General features: G+C 64.6%; 15 protein-coding genes. 5 read left to right on the plus strand and 10 right to left on the minus strand.

From position 1 onward, the window contains the following. Window positions 1-7: 7 nt before the first annotated feature. Window positions 8-2,626 (minus strand): cation-translocating P-type ATPase, encoded by a 2,619-nt coding sequence (locus VWY60_RS01495; protein ID WP_416539681.1) that lies wholly within the window; start codon window positions 2,624-2,626, stop codon window positions 8-10. A gap of 96 nt (window positions 2,627-2,722) precedes the next feature. Next, complete coding sequence (locus tag VWY60_RS01500) at window positions 2,723-3,577, minus strand: delta-class carbonic anhydrase (protein WP_416535325.1); 855 nt, start codon at window positions 3,575-3,577, stop codon at window positions 2,723-2,725. 377 nt (window positions 3,578-3,954) lie between these two features. Here VWY60_RS01500 and VWY60_RS01505 point away from each other — a divergent pair, with 377 nt between their 5' ends. The 3 genes from VWY60_RS01505 (at window position 3,955) to VWY60_RS01515 (ending at window position 7,494) form a co-directional block, all read left to right on the plus strand. After that, the gene (locus tag VWY60_RS01505) at window positions 3,955-5,502 is read left to right on the plus strand and encodes an ATP-binding protein (RefSeq protein WP_416539682.1); all 1,548 of its coding nucleotides are present in this window, start codon (window positions 3,955-3,957) and stop codon (window positions 5,500-5,502) included. 24 nt (window positions 5,503-5,526) lie between these two features. Then, window positions 5,527-6,198 (plus strand): response regulator transcription factor, encoded by a 672-nt coding sequence (locus tag VWY60_RS01510; RefSeq protein ID WP_416539683.1) that lies wholly within the window; start codon window positions 5,527-5,529, stop codon window positions 6,196-6,198. Window positions 6,199-6,276: 78 nt separating this feature from the next. After that, window positions 6,277-7,494 (plus strand): MFS transporter, encoded by a 1,218-nt coding sequence (locus VWY60_RS01515; RefSeq protein WP_416539684.1) that lies wholly within the window; start codon window positions 6,277-6,279, stop codon window positions 7,492-7,494. A gap of 49 nt (window positions 7,495-7,543) precedes the next feature. Here VWY60_RS01515 and VWY60_RS01520 read toward each other — a convergent pair whose 3' ends face one another. From VWY60_RS01520 to VWY60_RS01550, 7 genes are all read right to left on the minus strand, one after another. Then, a complete protein-coding gene (locus VWY60_RS01520; RefSeq protein ID WP_416539685.1) occupies window positions 7,544-8,785 on the minus strand; it encodes an aminotransferase class I/II-fold pyridoxal phosphate-dependent enzyme in 1,242 nt (413 codons plus the stop codon). Window positions 8,786-8,842: 57 nt separating this feature from the next. After that, a complete protein-coding gene (locus VWY60_RS01525; protein WP_340547790.1) occupies window positions 8,843-9,754 on the minus strand; it encodes an acetaldehyde dehydrogenase (acetylating) in 912 nt (303 codons plus the stop codon). Next, complete coding sequence (gene dmpG / locus VWY60_RS01530) at window positions 9,751-10,779, minus strand: 4-hydroxy-2-oxovalerate aldolase (protein ID WP_340547789.1); 1,029 nt, start codon at window positions 10,777-10,779, stop codon at window positions 9,751-9,753. The genes VWY60_RS01525 and dmpG overlap by 4 nt, the downstream gene beginning before the upstream one ends. Window positions 10,780-10,861: 82 nt before the next feature. Further along, window positions 10,862-12,049 (minus strand): ATP-grasp domain-containing protein, encoded by a 1,188-nt coding sequence (locus tag VWY60_RS01535; RefSeq protein WP_416539686.1) that lies wholly within the window; start codon window positions 12,047-12,049, stop codon window positions 10,862-10,864. An 11-nt stretch (window positions 12,050-12,060) separates the two neighbouring features. Beyond that, window positions 12,061-13,134: an AbrB family transcriptional regulator gene (locus VWY60_RS01540; RefSeq protein ID WP_416539687.1), complete on the minus strand. Its 1,074-nt coding sequence runs from the start codon at window positions 13,132-13,134 to the stop codon at window positions 12,061-12,063. Next, the gene (locus VWY60_RS01545) at window positions 13,134-14,555 is read right to left on the minus strand and encodes an FAD/NAD(P)-binding protein (protein ID WP_416535319.1); all 1,422 of its coding nucleotides are present in this window, start codon (window positions 14,553-14,555) and stop codon (window positions 13,134-13,136) included. Before VWY60_RS01545 ends, VWY60_RS01540 begins: the two co-directional genes overlap by 1 nt. Window positions 14,556-14,602: 47 nt before the next feature. Beyond that, complete coding sequence (locus VWY60_RS01550) at window positions 14,603-15,847, minus strand: ATP-grasp domain-containing protein (protein WP_416539688.1); 1,245 nt, start codon at window positions 15,845-15,847, stop codon at window positions 14,603-14,605. Window positions 15,848-16,274: 427 nt separating this feature from the next. Here VWY60_RS01550 and VWY60_RS01555 point away from each other — a divergent pair, with 427 nt between their 5' ends. After that, window positions 16,275-17,120: a universal stress protein gene (locus tag VWY60_RS01555; RefSeq protein ID WP_416539689.1), complete on the plus strand. Its 846-nt coding sequence runs from the start codon at window positions 16,275-16,277 to the stop codon at window positions 17,118-17,120. Window positions 17,121-17,228: 108 nt separating this feature from the next. Here VWY60_RS01555 and hmpA read toward each other — a convergent pair whose 3' ends face one another. Then, window positions 17,229-18,419 (minus strand): NO-inducible flavohemoprotein, encoded by a 1,191-nt coding sequence (gene hmpA / locus VWY60_RS01560; protein ID WP_416539690.1) that lies wholly within the window; start codon window positions 18,417-18,419, stop codon window positions 17,229-17,231. A gap of 150 nt (window positions 18,420-18,569) precedes the next feature. On the opposite strand from hmpA, the gene VWY60_RS01565 reads away from it, so the two are divergent. Next, window positions 18,570-19,019: an RrF2 family transcriptional regulator gene (locus tag VWY60_RS01565; protein ID WP_416539691.1), complete on the plus strand. Its 450-nt coding sequence runs from the start codon at window positions 18,570-18,572 to the stop codon at window positions 19,017-19,019. Window positions 19,020-19,038: the final 19 nt, after the last annotated feature.

The raw sequence follows: 19,038 nt of genomic DNA on the forward strand, positions 1-19,038 counted from the left end.
ACGGAGGTCAAGCTGCCGCCACTGCCCTCCGCTGGCGTTGACCACTGAGATAACGCAGGGTTTTCAACACCTCCGGCACCAGCAGGATGGGCAGCACCAGCAGCGCGATCAGCCCCCAGTGCTCCCCTTGCAGCGGCACCGTGTGCAGCATCACCTGCAAGGGCGGCCAGTAGACCGCCGCCACCTGCGCTCCGATGGTCACCACCAGCGCCGCCAGCAGCAGCGGATTGCTGAACACCCCGATCCGCCAGCACGGCAGATGCAAGGAGCGGAAGGCAAAGACGCTCGCCTTCTCAAAAACCACCATGGCGGTAAAGGCGGCGGTGCGGGCCAGATCCTCGTTGCCGTCCAAGAGATGCAGGAACAGCCACAGGCTGGCCAGCCCGGTATAAAGCCCCAGCGCCAGAATGCTCAGCAGCCCGGCCTTGCCCAGGATCGGCGTGTCTTTCTGGCGCGGCGGATGCGCCATCTGGTCCGGCTCACCCTTCTCCAGCCCCAGCGCCACCGCCGTGACCCCGTCGGTCACAAGGTTCATCCACAGGATCTGCGTCGCCAGAAAGATCAGCGGCCCGCCGATCAGGATATTGATCAACAGCGCAATCACCTCGCCCGCGTTGGAGGACAAGAGGTAGCGCACGAATTTGCGCACATTGGCGAACTGCCGCCGCCCCTCGCCGATGGCCCGCACGATGGTGGCAAAATTATCGTCCAGCAGCACCAGGTCAGAGGCATCTTTGGCCACATCCGTGCCCCGCACCCCCATTGAAACCCCGATGTCGGCCTGCTTCAGGGCCGGCGCATCGTTCACCCCGTCGCCGGTCATCGCCACGATCTGATGCTGCCCCTGCAGGGCCGAGACGATCCGCATCTTGTGGGCGGGCCTTGTGCGGGCAAACAGCACATCCTGCTGCAACAGCCGGTCCAGCTCCGCATCCTCCAGCGCCTCCAGCGCATCGCCGGTCAGGGTCTTTCCGGCAGGCAGCCCCAGCTGGGCCGCAATCGCCTTGGCAGTCAGCGGGCTGTCGCCAGTGATCATGATCACCCGGATACCCGCCGCCCGCGCCGCGCCGATGGCGTCCCGCACTTCGGGCCGCGGCGGGTCGATCAGCCCCGCCAGCCCGAGGAAGGTCATGTCCTCCTCGCGGATTTCTCCGCCCTGCGCCGCGCCAGATGCCAGCCCGATCACCCGCAGCCCTTCTGCCGCCATCGCCTCATAGGCGTCGGTGATGGCGGCCGCCTCCCCTGCGCCCAGCTTCCGCGGGCCATCCTGCGTCAGCACTTCTGTGCAGAGGCCCAGAACCTGCTCCGGCGCGCCCTTGGTCAGGACCTTTCCGCCGCCGCCGCTGCGCGCCAGCACGCTCATCCGCTTGCGCTCGCTGCTAAAGGGGATTTCCGCCACCACCGCATCCGGCGGCGGCAGCTCTGCCCAGCCCTTGTAGCCGAGGGTCACCAGCGCACCCTCGGTCGGGGCGCCGGTCATCTGCCAATGATCCCCCTCGCGGTGCAGGCTGGCATGGGTGCAGGTCAGCCCCGCCGCCAGCAGCTCGGCCAGCACCGCATCCTCCCGCGCGCCGGTGACCGTGCCGCCATGGGCAATATGGCCTGCCGGATCATAGCCGGTGCCGGTCACCTGATAGCTGCGGTCCAGCGTCCAGACCCGGGTCACGGTCATCTTGTTTTCCGTCAGGGTGCCGGTCTTGTCCGTGCAGATGACCGAGGCCGCACCCAGCGTCTCCACCGCCTGCAACCGCCGCGCCAAGGCTTTCTGCCGCACCATCGCCGCCGCCCCCAGCGCCAGGGTGATGGTGACCACCGCGGGCAGGCCTTCGGGCACCATCGCCACCGACAGCGACAGGCCGGTCATGAACATCTCCGCCGCGTCCCGCCCCATATAAAGCCCCAGCGCCAGAATAGCGGCGGAAACACCCAGCGCCGCAAACCCCAGCTGCTGCGCCAGACGGCCCAGCTGCACCTGCAGGTTTGTCTTCTTCAGCCCCACCGATCCGGTCAGCGATGCGATCTCGCCAAAGGCGGTGCGCGCGCCGGTCGCGGTGACCACCGCCAGCGCGCGGCCCGCCGCCACCACCGTGCCGGCAAACACCTCTGCCGTCTCTGTGCCGGGCGCCTTGTCCACCGGAACCGATTCCCCTGTCAGCGCGCTCTCATCCAAAGATAGTCCGGCAGCTTCGTGCAGGCGCGCATCGGCAGGCACCCGGGCGCCGGCCTCCAGAATGATCAGATCGCCCGGCACCAGCTCGCGCGCCGCAATCACCTGCTCGCGCCCATCACGCACCGCCAGCGCCTGCGGCGACAGCAGGCTGCGCAGGCTTTCCAGCGCGGTCTCCGCCCGCCACTCCTGCACAAAGCCCAGGATCCCGTTCAACCCGATCACCAGCCCGATCGCCAGCGTGTCGGCATATTCGCCAAGGGCAAAGGCGATGATCCCGGCAGCAATCAGGATCAGCACCAGGAAATTGCTGAACTGGCGCAGGAACACCCGCAAAGGCCCGGTGCGTTTGCCCTGCGGCAGCTCATTCCATCCGTATTGACGCCGCGCCGTCTCCGCCTGCTGCCGCGTCAGCCCGCCGAGCCGCTCGCCACCGTTGTCCTGAACCGGGTGTTCCATCCGCTCTGCCCTCCGCAGCCGCCACAGGCTGCTGTGCCCCAGCCTGCCGCACTCCGCACCCTTCGGGCAACTGCTGTGGTGCCGCAGGTCCAGCTCCTAGCGGGACATCGGCGACAGCAGATCGGGATTGACCACGAGGGTGCGCACGCCATGGGCATGATCTTCGTCAAAGGCATTGTCGCCCAACCATGCCTCCACCGAGGCAATGCTCACCTTGGCCACCTTGGGGCGAATGCTCCAGGTGACCTGCACGGGAGAGCCGGTCTCATTATAGGCCGGACCGGTCGTCGATCCGGTATATTGCACCGGCGTACCCATATCCTGCGGAATATGGATTGCCTGATGATAGCCATCAACAAACTCATGTTTGGTCAGCCTCACGAAATCCAGCGCGGCAGGGTCATTGACCAGCACCATCACCTGAGTTTCAACCCGCAGCTGCGGGTTCAGCGTGGCGACATCCAGACAGGATCCCAGCGTCGGACCCGGTCCCACCTGCGCCGTGCTGTAGACATAATGCACCTCGATCGTGTCACCGGGCGCCAGTGCGCCATGGTCGGTGCTACCAACCGGACGGGCATAGGGGGCCACCTCGGCCGCTGTCAGCTCGCCTGAATAAAGATACCCGGTGCCATAGCCCTGACCATCGCCATGTCCGGCATATTTGGTGAATTCACCACCCTTGTGCTCTGCGCTTTCGTGGAAATGGATGTTGCAGAGGTTCATCCGGCTGGCGGGTGGCGCAAATGCAAAATCGCGCTTGTTTGATCCCACCGCCGAGCTGAGATCACGCGGCGACTGCGGGCCAAATCCCTGATCCGCAACCGCCTCTGCCAGCGCCCGCCGCTGCGCGTCGATCACGCTGGCACCGACCTGATCCGCCGCATGGGCCAGTGTCGCGACAGTCAGCGCTGCCCCGGCGGCGGCCGCCAGTACTCTCTGAATGGTCATCCCGTGTCCTTTCCTCTGCCGGGCCGGTGCCGGGTTCATCCGCCGCAATCGCGTCCCGGTCACAACGGGAAGGAAAAAAGGCACCCGATGCCTTTTTAACCATGGCAGGCAACAGGTGACTGTCTGGACTGTGAACGGAGCCAAGACCGCATATGAACGGGAGATGAACGCACCATGGCCGGTCGGCAGCCCTTGGCGGCGCATTCGTTCATCTGTTGTTCATGATTTCGACAGGACGCTGTCATTGCTGCAAACTAACTCTACCACTGGCGGCCCTGACAGGGTTATGGTCAGCCGGTGCGTAGCCAACCCAAACCCCGCACCGGCTGACCTCGCAATTGGCAGTCCGACCCACAACGACGGGACCACCTCGACCAATGAAAATAGTGCATATTGTCAATATTTTCGCGGCCGTGGTACTGCTGGCAGCCGCTGCCAGTGTGTCAGTTGCGGTCTGGGCCGCCAGACAAAGCGATCTGCACAATTACCGCATTTCGCTGGCTCACACCTCCTTTGAACACCATCTGAAACTGGCGGCAGACACCTATCTTCTGTTCAAGCGTTTTGGCGATCTGCTGCTGGCCGACGACACCGGGCAGGTGGCGGATATCACCGATATTTCCAACCGCCTCCAGACCCATATCACCAATATTCGCGCCGCCATTGAGCAGGAAATCGAGCTGGTCGGCGACGAGGAGCTGGCAGAGCTGATGCTGCTGGACAAGATTGAGGAGATCATTGACGACATCCTCGACCTTTACCGGCGGGCGCAGTCGCGCGAGGCCGCAGATGGCATCGGTGGCGACTGGCGCCAGGTGTCGCTGGCCCTCAACGAAGACATCAAGGAAGATTTCCGAACGCTGATCTCAACGGCGCTCACCGAAGAGCAGGAGGAAGTCTCAAGAGCCGAGGCCGAAGCCAGCGCAAAGATGGCGCTGGTGCGCATGATCTCCTTTGGGTTGGCGGTGGCCTTTCTCTGCATCACCGCCATCGCGCTGATTGTCTTTCGCCGCGAATTCACCCGCCCGTTAAGGCAGCTTCTGGGTGGTGTGCGGCAATTTGCGGCCGGGGATTTTTCCAGCCGGATCGCCCTGCCGGGGCGCAGCGAACTGTCGGAAATCGCCGGCGTTCTGGATGAAATGTCCGCAGTGGTCTCGGCCCGCACCAAAAACCTGACCACCCAGAACGAGGAACTGGAACAGGCCGTCCGCCAGCGTACCGAAACGCTGGAAAAACTGCTGACCGAGGCGCGAAAATCCGAACAGAACCGCCGCCAGCTGCTGGCAGATGTCAGCCATGAGCTGCGCACCCCGCTGACCGTCATTCAGGGCGAAAGTGACGTGGCGCTGCGCGGCGCCGACAAAACCGTCGAGGAATACAAGGACGCCCTGACCAAGACCCGGCTGGCCGCCAATCACACCGCCAATCTGATCAGCGACCTTCTGTTCATCGCGCGCAAGGAATCCGGCTCGCTTGAACTGGTCAGGAAACCCGTCGATCTGATCAGGCTGATCCACGAGGTGATCGCACTCTGCGGGGCCGAGGTGGGCTTTGAGCCGCAGCGCGACAAGGTGATCGTCATCGCCGATGGCCAGCGGATCCGTCAGGCCGTGCTCGCCCTGCTGGAAAATGCCAAATACCACGGCGGCGACATGATCGCCGTCACCCTTCAGACCCATGGCGATATCGTTGAGATTGCGGTGTCCGATGACGGGCCGGGCGTGGATAACGCGGAAAAGGAACTGGCCTTCGAGCGTTTCTTTCGCGGCTCCAACGCCAGCGGCCGCTATATCGAAGGGCTGGGCCTTGGTCTGCCGATCGTGCGCTCCATCGCCGAGGCCCACGGCGGCTCGGCGCGGATCTTTGATCGCCCAACGGGGGGCACAACGGTTGTGCTGACGATCTCCACGGATGCCGACCCATAGTCACAGGACGCCAGAGAACAGCTGATGAATATTCTGCTTGTAGAGGATGAAGAGCGCGTAGCCGATTTCATACGCCGGGGGCTGAAGGCTGAGGGCTTCAGCGTCGAGCACGTGGTGGATGGCGAACTGGCGCTGGGGTTCCTGCAAACACGCGACTTTGATGTGGTGATCCTCGACCTGATGCTGCCGGGGATCTCCGGCATCGAGGTCTGCCAGCGGATGCGCGCCCGCGCCAATACCACCCCTGTTCTGATGCTCACCGCGCTGGATTCAACCGACGAACGGGTCGCGGGCCTGCGCATCGGTGCCGACGACTACCTGCCCAAACCCTTCGATTTTGAGGAGCTGGTCGCAAGGTTGGAGGCGCTGCATCGCAGCCGGGTCGGCTATGGGAGCACACCCGACGATGAGGTGATCACCCATCGCGGCCTCTCCTTTGATCCCCGCGCGCTGGAATTCTACGTCGACGGCCGCCCGGTCGCGCTCTCCAGCAAGGAGCGCGAGCTGGCCGTGCTGCTGATCAAGAACATTGGCCGCGCCCTCAGCCGGGAACGCATTCTGAATGCGGTCTGGGGCACGCAGTCGGACCCGATGACCAATATCGTTGATGTCTATATCGGCCGCCTGCGCAAGAAATTCGGCCCCGAAGGTGACGCCATCGTGACGCTGCGCGGCGCCGGGTATCGGCTCGATTGAGCGGCACCGGCAGTCGTGACAGCGCGGCCCCTGCGCGCTAGTATCGCCGGACCGGAACAACCTCAGGGCATCCCCACCATGGCCTCCCCGCTCCTGCTTCGTAACCGCAATTACCGGCTGCTGTTCACAGCCGGGGCGCTGACCAACCTCGGCGATGGGTTCATCCTGCTGGCGCTGCCCTGGCTGGCAACGCTGATGACCCGCGATCCGGTGGCGATTGCCGCCGTGGCCGCAGCCGGTCGCCTGCCCTGGCTGTTCTTTGCGCTGCCCGCCGGGGTGATCGCGGATATGACTGACCGGCGCAAGCTGATAGCCCGCGCCGACCTGCTGCGCGCCGTGATCGTGCTCGCCATCCTCATGCTCGCGCTCAGCGCGCCGGCGGCCGGGGCCATCTGGGCGCTGGCCGGCCTGGCCTTCCTCCTTGGCGCGGCGGAGGTGATCCGCGACAATGCCGCCCAGACCATCCTGCCCGATATCGTTGCCAGCTCCGATCTTGAGGCGGCAAATGGCCAGATGTGGACCGCCGAACAGCTCACCGGCCAGTTCATCGGGCCGCCGCTCGCCGGCCTGCTGATCGCGGCCGGCATCGCTATTCCCTTTGGACTGGATGTGGTCGTGCTGGTGCTGGCGGCCGGTTTTGTCTGGCTGATCAGCCTGTCGCCGCGCGCGCCGGTTCAGCAGAGCTTTGGCAAGGCGCTGATGCAGGGCATCACCTTCATGCGCGGCGATGGGCTGCTGCTGCGGCTGGCGGTCGTGCTTGGCATCGCCAATTTCCTCGCCACCGCAACCATCACCGTAGAGGTGCTTTTCGCGCAGGAGGTGCTTGGCCTCGGCCCTACCGAATACGGGTTTGTCCTATCGGTTGCCGCCCTTGGTGCTGTGACCGGCAGCCTGATTGCGCCGCGCCTCAGCCGCCTGATCGGGGTGCAGCCCTGCCTTTACCTGTCGATTGCGGGCTGGGCGGTTGGCTATGCGCTGATCGGTGTCAGCAGCAGCGGCATCATCATGGCGCTGGCGATGTTTGGCGTGATGGCGGCGGCGATGGTCTGGAACGTGATCACCGTCTCCTGGCGCCAGCGCCGCATCCCCTCCGAACTGCTGGGCCGGGTGAACAGCATCTACCGCTGCTTTGGCTGGGGCTCGATGCCGCTTGGCGCGCTGACGGGCGGTGCCGTCGTGGCGCTGCTGGAACCGGAGCTTGGCCGCGACCTCGCCCTGCGCGCGCCTTTCCTGATCTCCGCCAGCTGCTGCGGCCTCCTGCTGGTCTATGCCGCGCTCCGGCTGCGGCTGGCCTGATGCCCGCGGGGGTAGGCTGACCTGCGACGGCCAGCCCACTCCGGCCAGATCAGGAAACGACTTCCATCACCGGCGGCCGGGCGGTGTGCCGCGCTGCCGCTGTGTCCTCCAGCTCTGCCAGACACCGCAGGATCTGACTGGCGCCCAGCCGAACCTGATCCGCGTCGATGGCATAGGACAGCCGGATATTGTCCGGCGCGCCAAAATGACGACCGGGAACAGCAGCCACGCCATATTCTTCCAGCAGCAGATTGCAGAGATCCTCATCGGTGCTGATCATCCGCCCCCGGTGCAGGGTGCCAAAGACCCGCGAGATATCGGGGAACAGGTAGAATGCCCCGCCGGGGCGGGCGCAGCGGATCTGCGGTGCGCTGTCAAACGCCGTGAGCAGAAGATCCCGCCGCATCCGGTAGCCCTCGGTCATCCGCTGCGAGAACCCCTGATCGCCAGCCAGCGCCTCCGCCGCGGCAGCGGCCACCACCGGCGGCATATTGGAGATCGAGTTGCTGTTGAGCGTGGCAACCGCCGCCGCCACCTCCGTTGGCGCAGCCAGCAGACCCGCGCGCCATCCCGGCATCCCGTATAGCTTTGAAATACTGTCCACCTTGATGATCCGCGACGCCAGATCGGGCGCGATCTCCAGCAGATGCGGGCACGGCTCGTCGGCATAGACAAAGCGCTGGTAGACATCGTCGCTGATGATCCACACATCATGGCGCCGCAGCACCTCGGCCAGCGCCGCCAGCTCCGATCTGCTGTAGACCGCGCCGGTGGGGTTGGACGGGTTGTTCAGCACCAGCCCCCGAGGCCGCCCACCCAAGGCCGCCTCCAGCGTCGCGGGGTCCAGCTTGTACCCCTGATGCAGCCCGCAATAGGGCGTGCGCACCTCAACCCCGCTGAGCCGGGCAATGTCGAAATAGGTCGGCCAGCAGGGCGCCGGGATGACCACGGTATCGCCGGGCTGGAACAGCACCTGAAACAGCGCATAAAGCAGGTGCTTGCCGCCCTGTCCCACGGCAATATTATCCGCGCCGAACTGATCCAGCCCCAGCTGAGCCAGATAGTGCAGATAGGCCTCGATCAGCCCGGCCTCGCCCCGGCTCGGTCCATAGCGGCAGCGATCGGCACGGATCGCGGCAATCGCCGCCTCGTAAACCCGCTGCGGCGGTGTGAAATTGGGCACCCCGATAGAGAAATCGACCACCGGATCAGGGCGGCTCTGGATCCGTCCGGCCAGCGCCAGAATCGGACAGAAGGGCGTGTCGCGGTGAAGCGCGGGCAGATCAGGCATGGCAACCTCCCCGGCCTGCGATGGCGGCGCCACAGCGCCGGAACTCCGACATGCGCATCAGGCCACGCTTTCCATCGGCTGCGCCACCGGCGGGTGGCTGTCCCGCGCGGTGCGGTCACGGGCAATGGCCTCGGCCATCCGCGTGGCGGCGGCGGTGATGATATCCAGATTGCCCGCCGACGGATCCAGATAATCTCCGGCCCCGGTGACCCGCACCATGGTGAACAGCCGATCCCCGGTAACATGCGGCTCAACGATCACGTCATAGCCCGGCACCGCCGCGCGCAACCGCGCCACCGCCCCGGCGATAGCGCTCCGGGTGGCCTCCAGATCATGCTGCTCTGCCAGCGCGGAGATTGCGGTCTGCATATAGACGTTCGGCTTTGCCGGGTTGATGTTCAGGATCGCCTTCACCCGGTTGCAGCCGGTGAACTGCCGCAGCGCGTCTTCGGTGGTTTCGATATAGTGATTGAGGTTCAGCCGCGTGGCCGGCCCCGCGCTTTCGGCACTGATCGAGGACACCACCTCCAGATAGTGGATCGCCGGGTTCGCCGCCGTCATCGCCTGGGCAATCGGGATCGAGGCCTGCCCGCCGCAGGTGATCATGTTGATATTGCCCGCCGCCAGCAGCGCATCGCCGTTCAGCGACGGCACGCAGAGCGCACCATTGGGAGCCGGGGTCAGGTTGATCAGCACCTTGCCCGCCGCCTGCAAAGCCGGGGCATGGGCCTGATGCGCCGCCGAGGAGGTGGCGTCGAACACCAGATCAAAACTGTCGAGCGCGGCAAACAGCCCCTCCGCCCCGCGATCGGTCACCGGGATGCCACGGCTCCGGGCCAGCGCCAGCCCCGGCGATGCCGCATTGCGCCCGGCAAACAGGGTGCACTCCAGCAGCGCGGAACGCTGCACCTTGCACAGCACGTCACAGCCGATATTGCCGCTGCCTATGATGGCGGTTCTCAGTTTCATGCGTCCACTCCTTCCAATGCGGGTGCCGCCGTCCGGGCCAGCCGTGCCGCCGCCGAGATGATCAGATCCTCCTGCCCGGCCACGGCGTTGCAGCGCGACAGCTCTTCGTAGATGAACCGTGGTGCAACGCCGAAATCCTGCGCCGCGCGGGTCACATGTTTTTCAAAACCGGCACAGACGCCGTAGATGCCGCTGATCAGGTTAGAGGTGCCCACGATGGTGCGCCGCTGCACCGGCGGCAGCTCGGGCAGCGCTTCCACCGCCTCGCAGAGCGCAAAGACATCGGTTCCGGTCTCAAACCCGTAGCGCTCCAGCACCGCACAGAGCACCTCCAGCTGGGTATTGCCGGCCCCGGCACCAAACCCGCGCATGGTGCCATCCAGAATGGTTGCGCCCGCTTCGGCGGCGGCAATAGAATTGGCAATCGCCAGTCCCAGATTGTTATGCGCGTGGAACCCCACCGGCACCTCCAGCTCAGCCGCCAGAACGCCGATCTTCTCGCTTGTGTCGCGGGGGTCGTAATTGCCTGCGGAATCCATCAGGACAATGGCATTGGCGCCATAGGACACCTGCCGCCGCGCCTGCGCCAGCAGCACATCCGCAGGCGCCATATGGGTCATCATCAGCACACCCTGAACATATTTGTCCTGGCTGCGGGCATATTCGATGTAGCTCTGGGTCAGATCGCCTTCGGTGCAATGCGAGGCGATGCGGAACACATCCACCCCGGCGCCGATGGCCGATTTGATGTCCGAGATCTTGGCAAAACCGGGGATCGCATGAATGCCCAGCTTGGTCTGGCTGAGATTGGCGCGGGCGGTTTCCAGCATCTCGATATCGGCATGGCGCGCCATGCCCAGCTGCAACGAGGAGGCCCCCAGCCCGTTGCCATGGCCGACCTCGACCACCGCCAGGCCGCAGCCATCCACGGTCCGGCAATAGGCGGCAATATCGTCAAGGCTCAGCGCATGGGCGATGGCATGATTGCCGTCGCGCAGGGTAGGGTCGTGAATGGCAATGGCCATGGTCTGGCTCCTTGTCATGGGACTTGATTTCATGGGACGTTGATTTGAGGCGATGATCAGGGGGCCGCAGGCCGGTGCCGCATTACCTCAGCGCGATCCGGGCCACGGCGGCCTCGGCATGGGCCAGCGCCTGCTCGCGGCTGTCACCGCGCGCCAGCACATAGGCAACCCGAGAGGCCGCAGACAGCACCGCATCATAGCGGGTGCCCGGTTTGGCAGAGGAATGCACCCGCGCCACACCTTCGGAACTGGCGGCGCAGTCCAGCCCGGTGATCGCATCCAATGTGCGGTCCTGCGCCAGCATGTAGCGGATCGCCATCGCCGCGGTGGAGGGCGGCGGCGCATCATAGGCAAGCCCGAGCACCGCGGCAAAGGTCTCCTTGAACACATCGGCACCGGTGGTTTCCAGGGTCAGCTCCCAGATCTGGTCACCGCCGTTGCGGGTCTGGGTCTCGATGATATAGACCGCCCCGTCGTGCAGCTTTACCTCGGTATGGGCCGGGCCGGTCCGGTAACCGACCGCCTCCAGCAGCGCCTGAACCCGCTCGGCAATTCTGGCCTCATCCGCGGCACTCAGGGCGGCGGGCTGCACATGGCCGCTCTCGATGAAATAGGGCGCGCCGCTGGTGGTCTTCTCGGTGATCTGAAGCACCCGGTGACGACCGCCAACCGACATGGTTTCGACACTGTATTCCGGCCCGGGAATAAACGCCTCGGCGATCAGCTCCTCGCGGCCCACCTGCAACGCATGGGACAATGCGGTCTGAATATCGGTGGAGTCATCGACGAAATGAACCCCCTCGCTGCCGCCGCCCTCGGCCGGTTTGACGATGCTGTCGCCATGGCGCGCCACAAACTCGGCGATCTCCGCCACCGTGCGCACGCGGGCAAAGGGCACATCCTCGATACCCGCCGCCCGCAGCGTCTCGCGCATCCGTCGTTTGTTGCGCGTCAGCCGGACCGTCGGCACCTGGCAATTGCTCGGCAGATCCAGCGCTTCGGCGATATGCGCGGCGGTCAGAAACCCATATTCGGCAAAGGAGAACACCGCATCAAACGGCGTCTTGCGATGCAGAGCGCGGGCCAGCGCGACGCTGGTTTTCACATCCTCGTAATCGGTCACCACCACGGTTTCGGCCTGGTCAAGCAGCAGCTCGGTCAGATGGGACCGGATCTGAAGCGCGCTGTAGCGCAGCCCCATCTCGCCGATACGGACAAAGGTGTGATCGCGACCGCCAATCATCAGGATATTGCGTTGCGGTTCAGACATGGCGTTCCCCGTCATCTGTCATCTGTCATCGGTTGGATTGGATCAGGCGCGGACCGGAACATCTCGCGGTTCATGAACATCGGCGCGATATGCAGCACCGACATGCGCAGCACATGGTTCAGCATCACAAAGGCGGGCTCCAGCCCCAGCGCCAGCGCGGTGGCCACCATCACCTCGACCCCACCCGGCACCCAGGACATGAACAGCACCAGGAACGGCTGACCGGTCAGCAGGCTGAACAGCGAGGCCATGGCAACCGTGATCCCAAAGGTGATCGAGGTGACGATCAGCCCGGCGCGCAGGTAGCTTGCGATATCGCTGCGGGTGATATCCTTCAGCCGGATGCCGATCAGCCCGCCCAGCAGCGCCATGGCAAACAACACCAGCGGTTCCGGCACCACGATCGGATCGCTGCCGCGCCAGAGGTTGGTGCCCGCCGCCAGGATCAGACCGGTGACCATATAGGGCGCCGGCATGGCCAAGCGCTCCAGCACCCGCCCCGCCGCATAGGCCGCCGCCGCCAGCAGCAGAAAGATCGCGTAGCCCGCCAGCGTGCCCGCCCCTGTGGCGGCCTCGTCGGGCAATGCGGCGATCTCCTGCGATCCCTCCTGCGGACCGGCGATCAGAAACACCGCAACCAGCAGCGCGATCATCCGCACCATATGGGCAAAGACCATCTTGGCCGAGGTCTTGCCCTCCTCGCCGGTCAGGGTCATCACCGCCGCCATGGCGCCGGGCACCGCCCCAAGGAGGCTCTCGGCGCGGGTCCATTTTTCCACCCGGTACAGCCAGGTGAACCCGGCCGCCAGCTGCGCCGACATGCAGATCAGAAGCCCCGCAAGCACGGTCAGATCGGCCATGCCCTCCAGCATCTCGGCATTCAGCAGCGCCCCGACGCTGGCGCCCAGGATCAGCTGGATCACCACAATGGCCGCCGGCGGTGTCGCCAGCGCCAGACCAAATCGACAGGCCAGCAGCACCAGACCCGCCGCCCCCAGAAGCTGCCCCAGCGGCAGCCCGCTCAGATATCCCAGCGCCGATCCGGCACAGGCCAGCAGCAGGGTGATCGCAAAATTCCGCAGCATCAGCCGACGCTCCGCAGAATATCCGCCGGCGCCAGCGCCGATGCGGTGGCAATGCGTGCCTGATGGTGGATCACGTCAATGTTGTTGACCATATAGAAGGTGCCGCAGGTCAGCTGCCCCAGCGCAAACAGGCCCGGCGATGGCCGCCCGTCGCGGGTCAAAACCCGGCAATCCTCCAGCTGCACCTTGATCCCGCCGGTTGCGTCCCGCTCGGCAAAGCCCTGCGCCAGCAGGCTGCGGATCAGCGGGTTGCTTTCGTCCAGCCCGCGCTGCAGGCCGGTTGCATTGATCACTGCATCCACCTCGGCGATGCCATCGGCAAACTCCATGCGATAGCGGCCATTGCGAAAGCTGACATTGCGCAGCCCGCTGCGATGGCTGAGCGCGCCACTGGCCTGCAACATCGCGATACGGTCGGCATTGGTGCGCGAGATCGGCACCCGCATATTCGACCAGAGCCGGTGGAAATGGCGCAGGAACGCCGCCTTGGCGCGATCCGAAAGACTGGCCCAGAGCTGCGGGATCAGCATATTGGTTTCGGCCAGAATGCTGGACACCAGATCATTGTCGGCACTGTCGACGCCGCGCAGCAGATCAGCAAAGCTGACATCCACCCCCTGATGCTGCATCTCGGCCTCAAACAGCTCCATCACCGCCGACAGCGAAATCCGCCCGCCATCCGGGCCGTTGCGCAGCGCCGCCAGACCGGCCGGCGTCAGATGGTGCAGCGTCACCGGGCGATAGGCCGTCACCGCCTTGGGCAGCCCCGCCCGGCGCGAGGTCATCAGCATCCGCCGGCCATTCACCCCAAGCGCCACATCATAGGCGGTCAGCCGACAGCCCAGAATGCCCACCCGCAAACGGGTCAGCGCCTTCAGGCGGGCCGCCGGATAGGGCGCGCGGAAATAGCCCGGCGTGCCGCCCAGCCCATAGGGGTCGGCCTCAAGATTGGTGCCCAGACACAGGTAAACCGCATCATAATCGGACACGCTGCCCATCCAGCCCAGACGGTAGAGCGCATCGGCGCGCGGGCTGGGGGCAATCGTCTCCACCTCGGCGCCAATCATGCGGATCCGCCCCCCCGCGGTGCGCACCCGACCGCTCAGCGCATCGAACCGGCTTTGCAGGAACCGCCCGAACAGGGCGCGCTGTAGGAAACCATCCTCATCCGCTGCCGCCTCCGTCGCCCCGGTCTGGCGCAGCCAGTCGCGGAAATCATTGCGGCGCGCCAGATACATCAGCTTCAGTGGCCGGTTGAGCAGATTGGTCTCGGCATCCTCCTGATAGGCCACGCCGGGACCAAAACTGCGGCTCTTGTCAAAAACATCCACCGACAGCGCCGACAGATCAGGCAGAGTGGCGACCAGATTCTCCAGGACCGAGACACCGGCATAGCCCGCGCCGAGAACAGCAATCTTCATGTGGTAGATCCTTTGTTGGGCATCAGGCGAACAGGGGCAGGTCTGGATCAGGCCGCGGCGCTGGTCTCCCATTGGCAGGCACTGTGGAACCAATCCTCCAGCTGCCGCAGCCGCGCGCGCAGCTCCGCCTCGCTGTCGCCCTCGACGATGGCGTTCAGGATCTCGGCATTGGTATAGGCCATCTGACCATACTGCCGACCCGCCACGCCGCTCATCCGATAGGCACGCACGAACTCGAACGGGCAGCGCTCCGGCACCGCGCGCAGCACACCGTCGCGCGGCGGCACGCAGAGCTGGCCAACCAGCCGCACGGGCTCCAGCATCGGCTCAGGCCGTGCCGTGTTCTCAAACCCCGGATCCCGCATCGCCCGCAGATAGGTCATGCGCGGATCCAATCCCCAGGCCTCGGTCATTTCCTGGTTGAAGAACACCCCGCCCAGCCGCGAGGCGATCTCGCCCAGGACAATGGTGCCATCCGGGCTGACAAAGACCTCAAGATGGAACAACAGCGTCGGCGGCGAGGGCATCACCTCTTCGACCAGATGGCGGGAATAGGCCACCAGCCGATCGCGCAGCGGCGTCGTCGGCTCCAGCATATGCAGATCATGTGAACGCCCGCCGAGGAAATCCAGCGCCGAGGTCAGGACCCGCACCGGCGAAATCACAATAGGACGCCCATCCACATAGAGCCCGTTGACGATATAATGATCCCCGGCGACAAACCGCTCGATCATCGTGTTGTAAAACGTCGTACTGTCCTGCCGCGCCAGCCATCCCGCCAGATCGTCGGCCCCGCGGATCACGCAGACCCCGTTTGATCCGCGCCCGTCGCGGGGCTTCAGAACAACCGGATACCCCCAGCTGTCGATAAATCGGCGGATATCCATCGCATTGCGCACCACCGCCATGTCGCTGACCGGCAGCCCTGCCTCCCGCGCGCGGGTCTTCATCGCGTATTTGTCGCGATAGGCGTCGAGCTGCACCGCAGCATCCGTCGACACGCCGAGGTAGTCATTCACCCGCGCGGCGCGCAGCACGTCAATCTCCGCCAGCGCGACACAGACCGGATCCGCAAGGCCGCGCGCAATGTCAATCGCCGCCAGCTCCACCTCCGCGTTATCATTGAAATTCTGAAAGAAGCGGATATCCAGCCCCTCGGGAAAGCTGCCCATCAACGCCGCTTTGGCACTGGCGCAGGTCAGGATGATGCTGGCTGGCCCAATCGCCTCAACCCAATCGGTAACACTATGCTGTAAAAGGATTTTTGGCGGCGCAAAGAGAATGATATTCATGACACGACGGGACCTTCGACAAAGTTTCAACAGGTTTCGGCGCAGAATTTTCTTCGCCTTTTACGTGTTTGAATGCAACTTACAGTATGTTTTGTATCCGTCAAGCGGCAGTTTTATGAAACTTACACAACGTTAAGGTGAGCGATTTTCCGCCTTTGCCCTGCCGTGATTTCTCTGGAAATACATAGCCGCGCCGTCCAAACCCATGACGGCATCCCATCGTATACTGCGGCAAGAGGACGTGATGCCGCAGCTGCAAAATCGCCTGTCAGCCCCGGCAGGTCACGCGCCCGTGCTGTGCCTCATTGCTCCCGGTCGCGACAACCGGCCGAGGCTTGATCAGGATCATGGCGGCCGCTGTCACAGATGATCTAATGACGTCAGCCGCGGGCAGATCCGCCCGCCGCATCCCGTCAGGAGGCACGCCATGCAACGCAGAACATCCCTCTTCATCCTCAGCAAAGACACCCGCGACGAGACCATCACCGCCGCCGCCGAGGCCGCAGCCGAACAGGAGGCGCATCTCGCCTGCCTGTTGCTGGAGGCGCTGCCCGGTCCGCCCAGTTTCGCCTTTGGCCACTCCGGTTACGCCGCTCTGATTGCCTCGGACGGTCCGTTGGAACGCCTGCGCCAGAACAAGGCCGCCGCCAAGAAACGTGTCGACGACATCGAGACGCTGCTGACCCGCAGCAACTGCCCCGGCGACGTGCAGTTCGCGGTCTGGTCGGGCAATGATATCGGTCTGGTCGCCGCACGGCGGGCGCTGACCTGCGACATTGCCCAGATCGCCGACGATCTGACCGACCCGGACCCCGTGTTCCGCGAAGCCACCTATGGCATCCTGTTCCAGTCCCCGGTGCCGCTGATGCTGAACGGCAGCCCCTTTGCCCACCGCGACCGCATTTTCCTCGCTTGGGACAGCAGCCTGTCAGCGGCGCGCGCCGCCCATGCCGCCCTGCCCTATCTGCGCAAGGCCAGCGAGGTGATCATCGGCTGCATCGACTCCGATCTGTCCCATGGCCGCGATGGCGAGGATCCCGGCACCGATATCGCCGCCTGGCTCAGCCACCATGGCTGCGCCGTCACCCTGTCGCAATTTGCCAGCAACGGGCAGGAAATCGGCACCAGCATCCAGTCGCGGGCGCGCGAAATCGGCGCCGATCTGGTGGTGATGGGGGCTTATGGCCACTCTCGTATGCGTCAGGCGATGTTCGGCGGCACCACGCGCACGATGCTCCAGCAGACAGAGCTGCCGATCTTCCTCGCCCATTAACAGGGGCATCACGCGACAGGCATCACGCAATATGGCCGCGACAGCTCAACGTCGCGGCCATATCACAGCATGGGTCCGGTCAAGCCCTCAGATGTCGGGCGTCAGGTGTCAGGCGACACCCAGATCTTCCGCCGGACCAAAGAACTCATAATGGATCCGCTCCATATCGACATTCGCCGCCCGCAGACCCGCGATGGCCATCGCCATGAATCCCTTTGGCCCACAGATGTAATAGTCCGAAACGGCGGTATTGGTATTCGCCGCCAGCCAGTCCGGGGTGATCCGCCCTTCCACGTCATAACGCGCGGCGGCGCGGTCAGCCTCGCTCGGCGTTTCGAGGAAGATCACGCTGCGTTTCGCCAGTGATTTGCTCAGCCCCTCCATCGCCAGATTGTCGCCATCGACCGCCGCGTGCAGATAGGTGGCGCTGCGATCATTCGCGGCCAGGCTCTCCAGCATGGCAACCATCGGCGTCAGCCCGACACCGGCCGACAGCAGCACCACCTCCGCCTCCGCCTGATCTTTCAGATAGAAATCCCCCGCCGGGGCCGCCACGCGCAGGATGGTGCCCTCCGCCGCGACCTCATGCAGCCAGCCGCTGATCACGCCACCCGGCTCCTGCTTGACCGAGATCCGGTAGTATTCCCCGTTCGGCGCGCAGGAGATCGAATAGTTCCGCCGCGCCTTGCCGGTCTCGGGGCTATCGAAATCAAAGGACAGATATTGCCCCGGCTTGTGCCGCAGCACCGCACCGCCATCCACCGGCCGCAGGACAAAGGATTTGACCGAAGCGCTCTCGCGCAGGATCCCGGTGATGGCAAAATCGCGCCAGCCCTCCCAGCCGCCCTCCGCTGCGGCAATCTCCTTATACATCCTGCTTTCCGCCGCGATCAGCAGATCGGCAAGGAACCAATAGGCGGCCCCCCAGGCGTCCAGCACCTCCGGCGTTGCCGCATCGCCCAGCACCGCCTCGATCGCCCCCAGCAGCGCGGTCGCCACATGGGCGTAATGCGCGGGCTTGATCTGCAGGCTGACATGTTTGTTGACGATGCGCTCCACCACGCCGCTCAGCGCGCCCAGATTGTCGATATTACGGGCGTAGCCCAGGATCGCATTGGCCAGCGCCGCGTGCTGGCTGGACCCGTTCTGCTGATGTGACTGGTTGAACAGGGCGCGGATTTCCGCATCCGCCAACAGGCGCTCATACATCTGCGCAACGATGGCGCCGCCATGGGCCTCCAGCGCGGGAACGGTTGCGGTCACAATCGCCTTGGTCTGCTCTGACAGGGGCTGTGCCATGGGTCTGGTCCTTCTCTGCTTTGGCCGGAACCGGGATATCCGGGTGGCCGTGGTAAAACATTCATTTCAGCTGAATGTATATTTCCGCTATACAAACATTCAACCAAAATGAATATTAAACACCGCAGATGCCGCCACCCGGAGCCCGCAATGAAGCTGAATCTGAAAACCGACTACGCGCTGAGGCTCCTTATTTTGCTGGGCAGCCGGCCCGAGCAGATGTTCGAGATTGAGACATTGAGCCGCATGCACCAGCTGCCGGTCAGTTCCGTGATGAAGATCATCAGCGAACTGGTCCGCCACGGCTATATCCGCAGCATTCGGGGCCGGTCGGGTGGGGTGCAGATGGACATGGATCCGGCAGAGATTCGCCTCGGCGATGTGGTGCAGGCGATGGGCGAACCGATGGAGATCGTCGATTGCAGCAGCTGCCTGCTGGTCGGCAACTGCCGCCTCAAAGGGGTGCTCTGCGAGGCAGCCCAGGCCTTTGCCGAGGTGCTGATGAAATACCGTCTCAGCGATCTGATCGAGGCCCCTGCCCCGGTGCTTGCATCGCTGCTGGCAACCGAAGGCGGCGCTGCCGGCTCCACCCCGACCTGAGCCATGAAAACCCCCCCCG

The sequence above is a fragment of the Phaeobacter sp. JH20_26 genome (assembly GCF_048056275.1).
Classification (GTDB): Bacteria; Pseudomonadota; Alphaproteobacteria; order Rhodobacterales; family Rhodobacteraceae; genus Phaeobacter; species Phaeobacter bryozoorum.

Excerpts from the sequence above, each read along its gene's own strand:
- VWY60_RS01495 (WP_416539681.1), bottom strand. The coding sequence starts at position 2,626 with ATGGAACACCCGGTTCAGGACAACGGTGGCGAGCGGCTCGGCGGGCTG.
- VWY60_RS01500 (WP_416535325.1), bottom strand. The coding sequence starts at position 3,577 with ATGACCATTCAGAGAGTACTGGCGGCCGCCGCCGGGGCAGCGCTGACT.
- VWY60_RS01505 (WP_416539682.1), top strand. The coding sequence starts at position 3,955 with ATGAAAATAGTGCATATTGTCAATATTTTCGCGGCCGTGGTACTGCTG.
- VWY60_RS01510 (WP_416539683.1), top strand. The coding sequence starts at position 5,527 with ATGAATATTCTGCTTGTAGAGGATGAAGAGCGCGTAGCCGATTTCATA.
- VWY60_RS01515 (WP_416539684.1), top strand. The coding sequence starts at position 6,277 with ATGGCCTCCCCGCTCCTGCTTCGTAACCGCAATTACCGGCTGCTGTTC.
- VWY60_RS01520 (WP_416539685.1), bottom strand. The coding sequence starts at position 8,785 with ATGCCTGATCTGCCCGCGCTTCACCGCGACACGCCCTTCTGTCCGATT.
- VWY60_RS01525 (WP_340547790.1), bottom strand. The coding sequence starts at position 9,754 with ATGAAACTGAGAACCGCCATCATAGGCAGCGGCAATATCGGCTGTGAC.
- dmpG (WP_340547789.1), bottom strand. The coding sequence starts at position 10,779 with ATGGCCATTGCCATTCACGACCCTACCCTGCGCGACGGCAATCATGCC.
- VWY60_RS01535 (WP_416539686.1), bottom strand. The coding sequence starts at position 12,049 with ATGTCTGAACCGCAACGCAATATCCTGATGATTGGCGGTCGCGATCAC.
- VWY60_RS01540 (WP_416539687.1), bottom strand. The coding sequence starts at position 13,134 with ATGCTGCGGAATTTTGCGATCACCCTGCTGCTGGCCTGTGCCGGATCG.
- VWY60_RS01545 (WP_416535319.1), bottom strand. The coding sequence starts at position 14,555 with ATGAAGATTGCTGTTCTCGGCGCGGGCTATGCCGGTGTCTCGGTCCTG.
- VWY60_RS01550 (WP_416539688.1), bottom strand. The coding sequence starts at position 15,847 with ATGAATATCATTCTCTTTGCGCCGCCAAAAATCCTTTTACAGCATAGT.
- VWY60_RS01555 (WP_416539689.1), top strand. The coding sequence starts at position 16,275 with ATGCAACGCAGAACATCCCTCTTCATCCTCAGCAAAGACACCCGCGAC.
- hmpA (WP_416539690.1), bottom strand. The coding sequence starts at position 18,419 with ATGGCACAGCCCCTGTCAGAGCAGACCAAGGCGATTGTGACCGCAACC.
- VWY60_RS01565 (WP_416539691.1), top strand. The coding sequence starts at position 18,570 with ATGAAGCTGAATCTGAAAACCGACTACGCGCTGAGGCTCCTTATTTTG.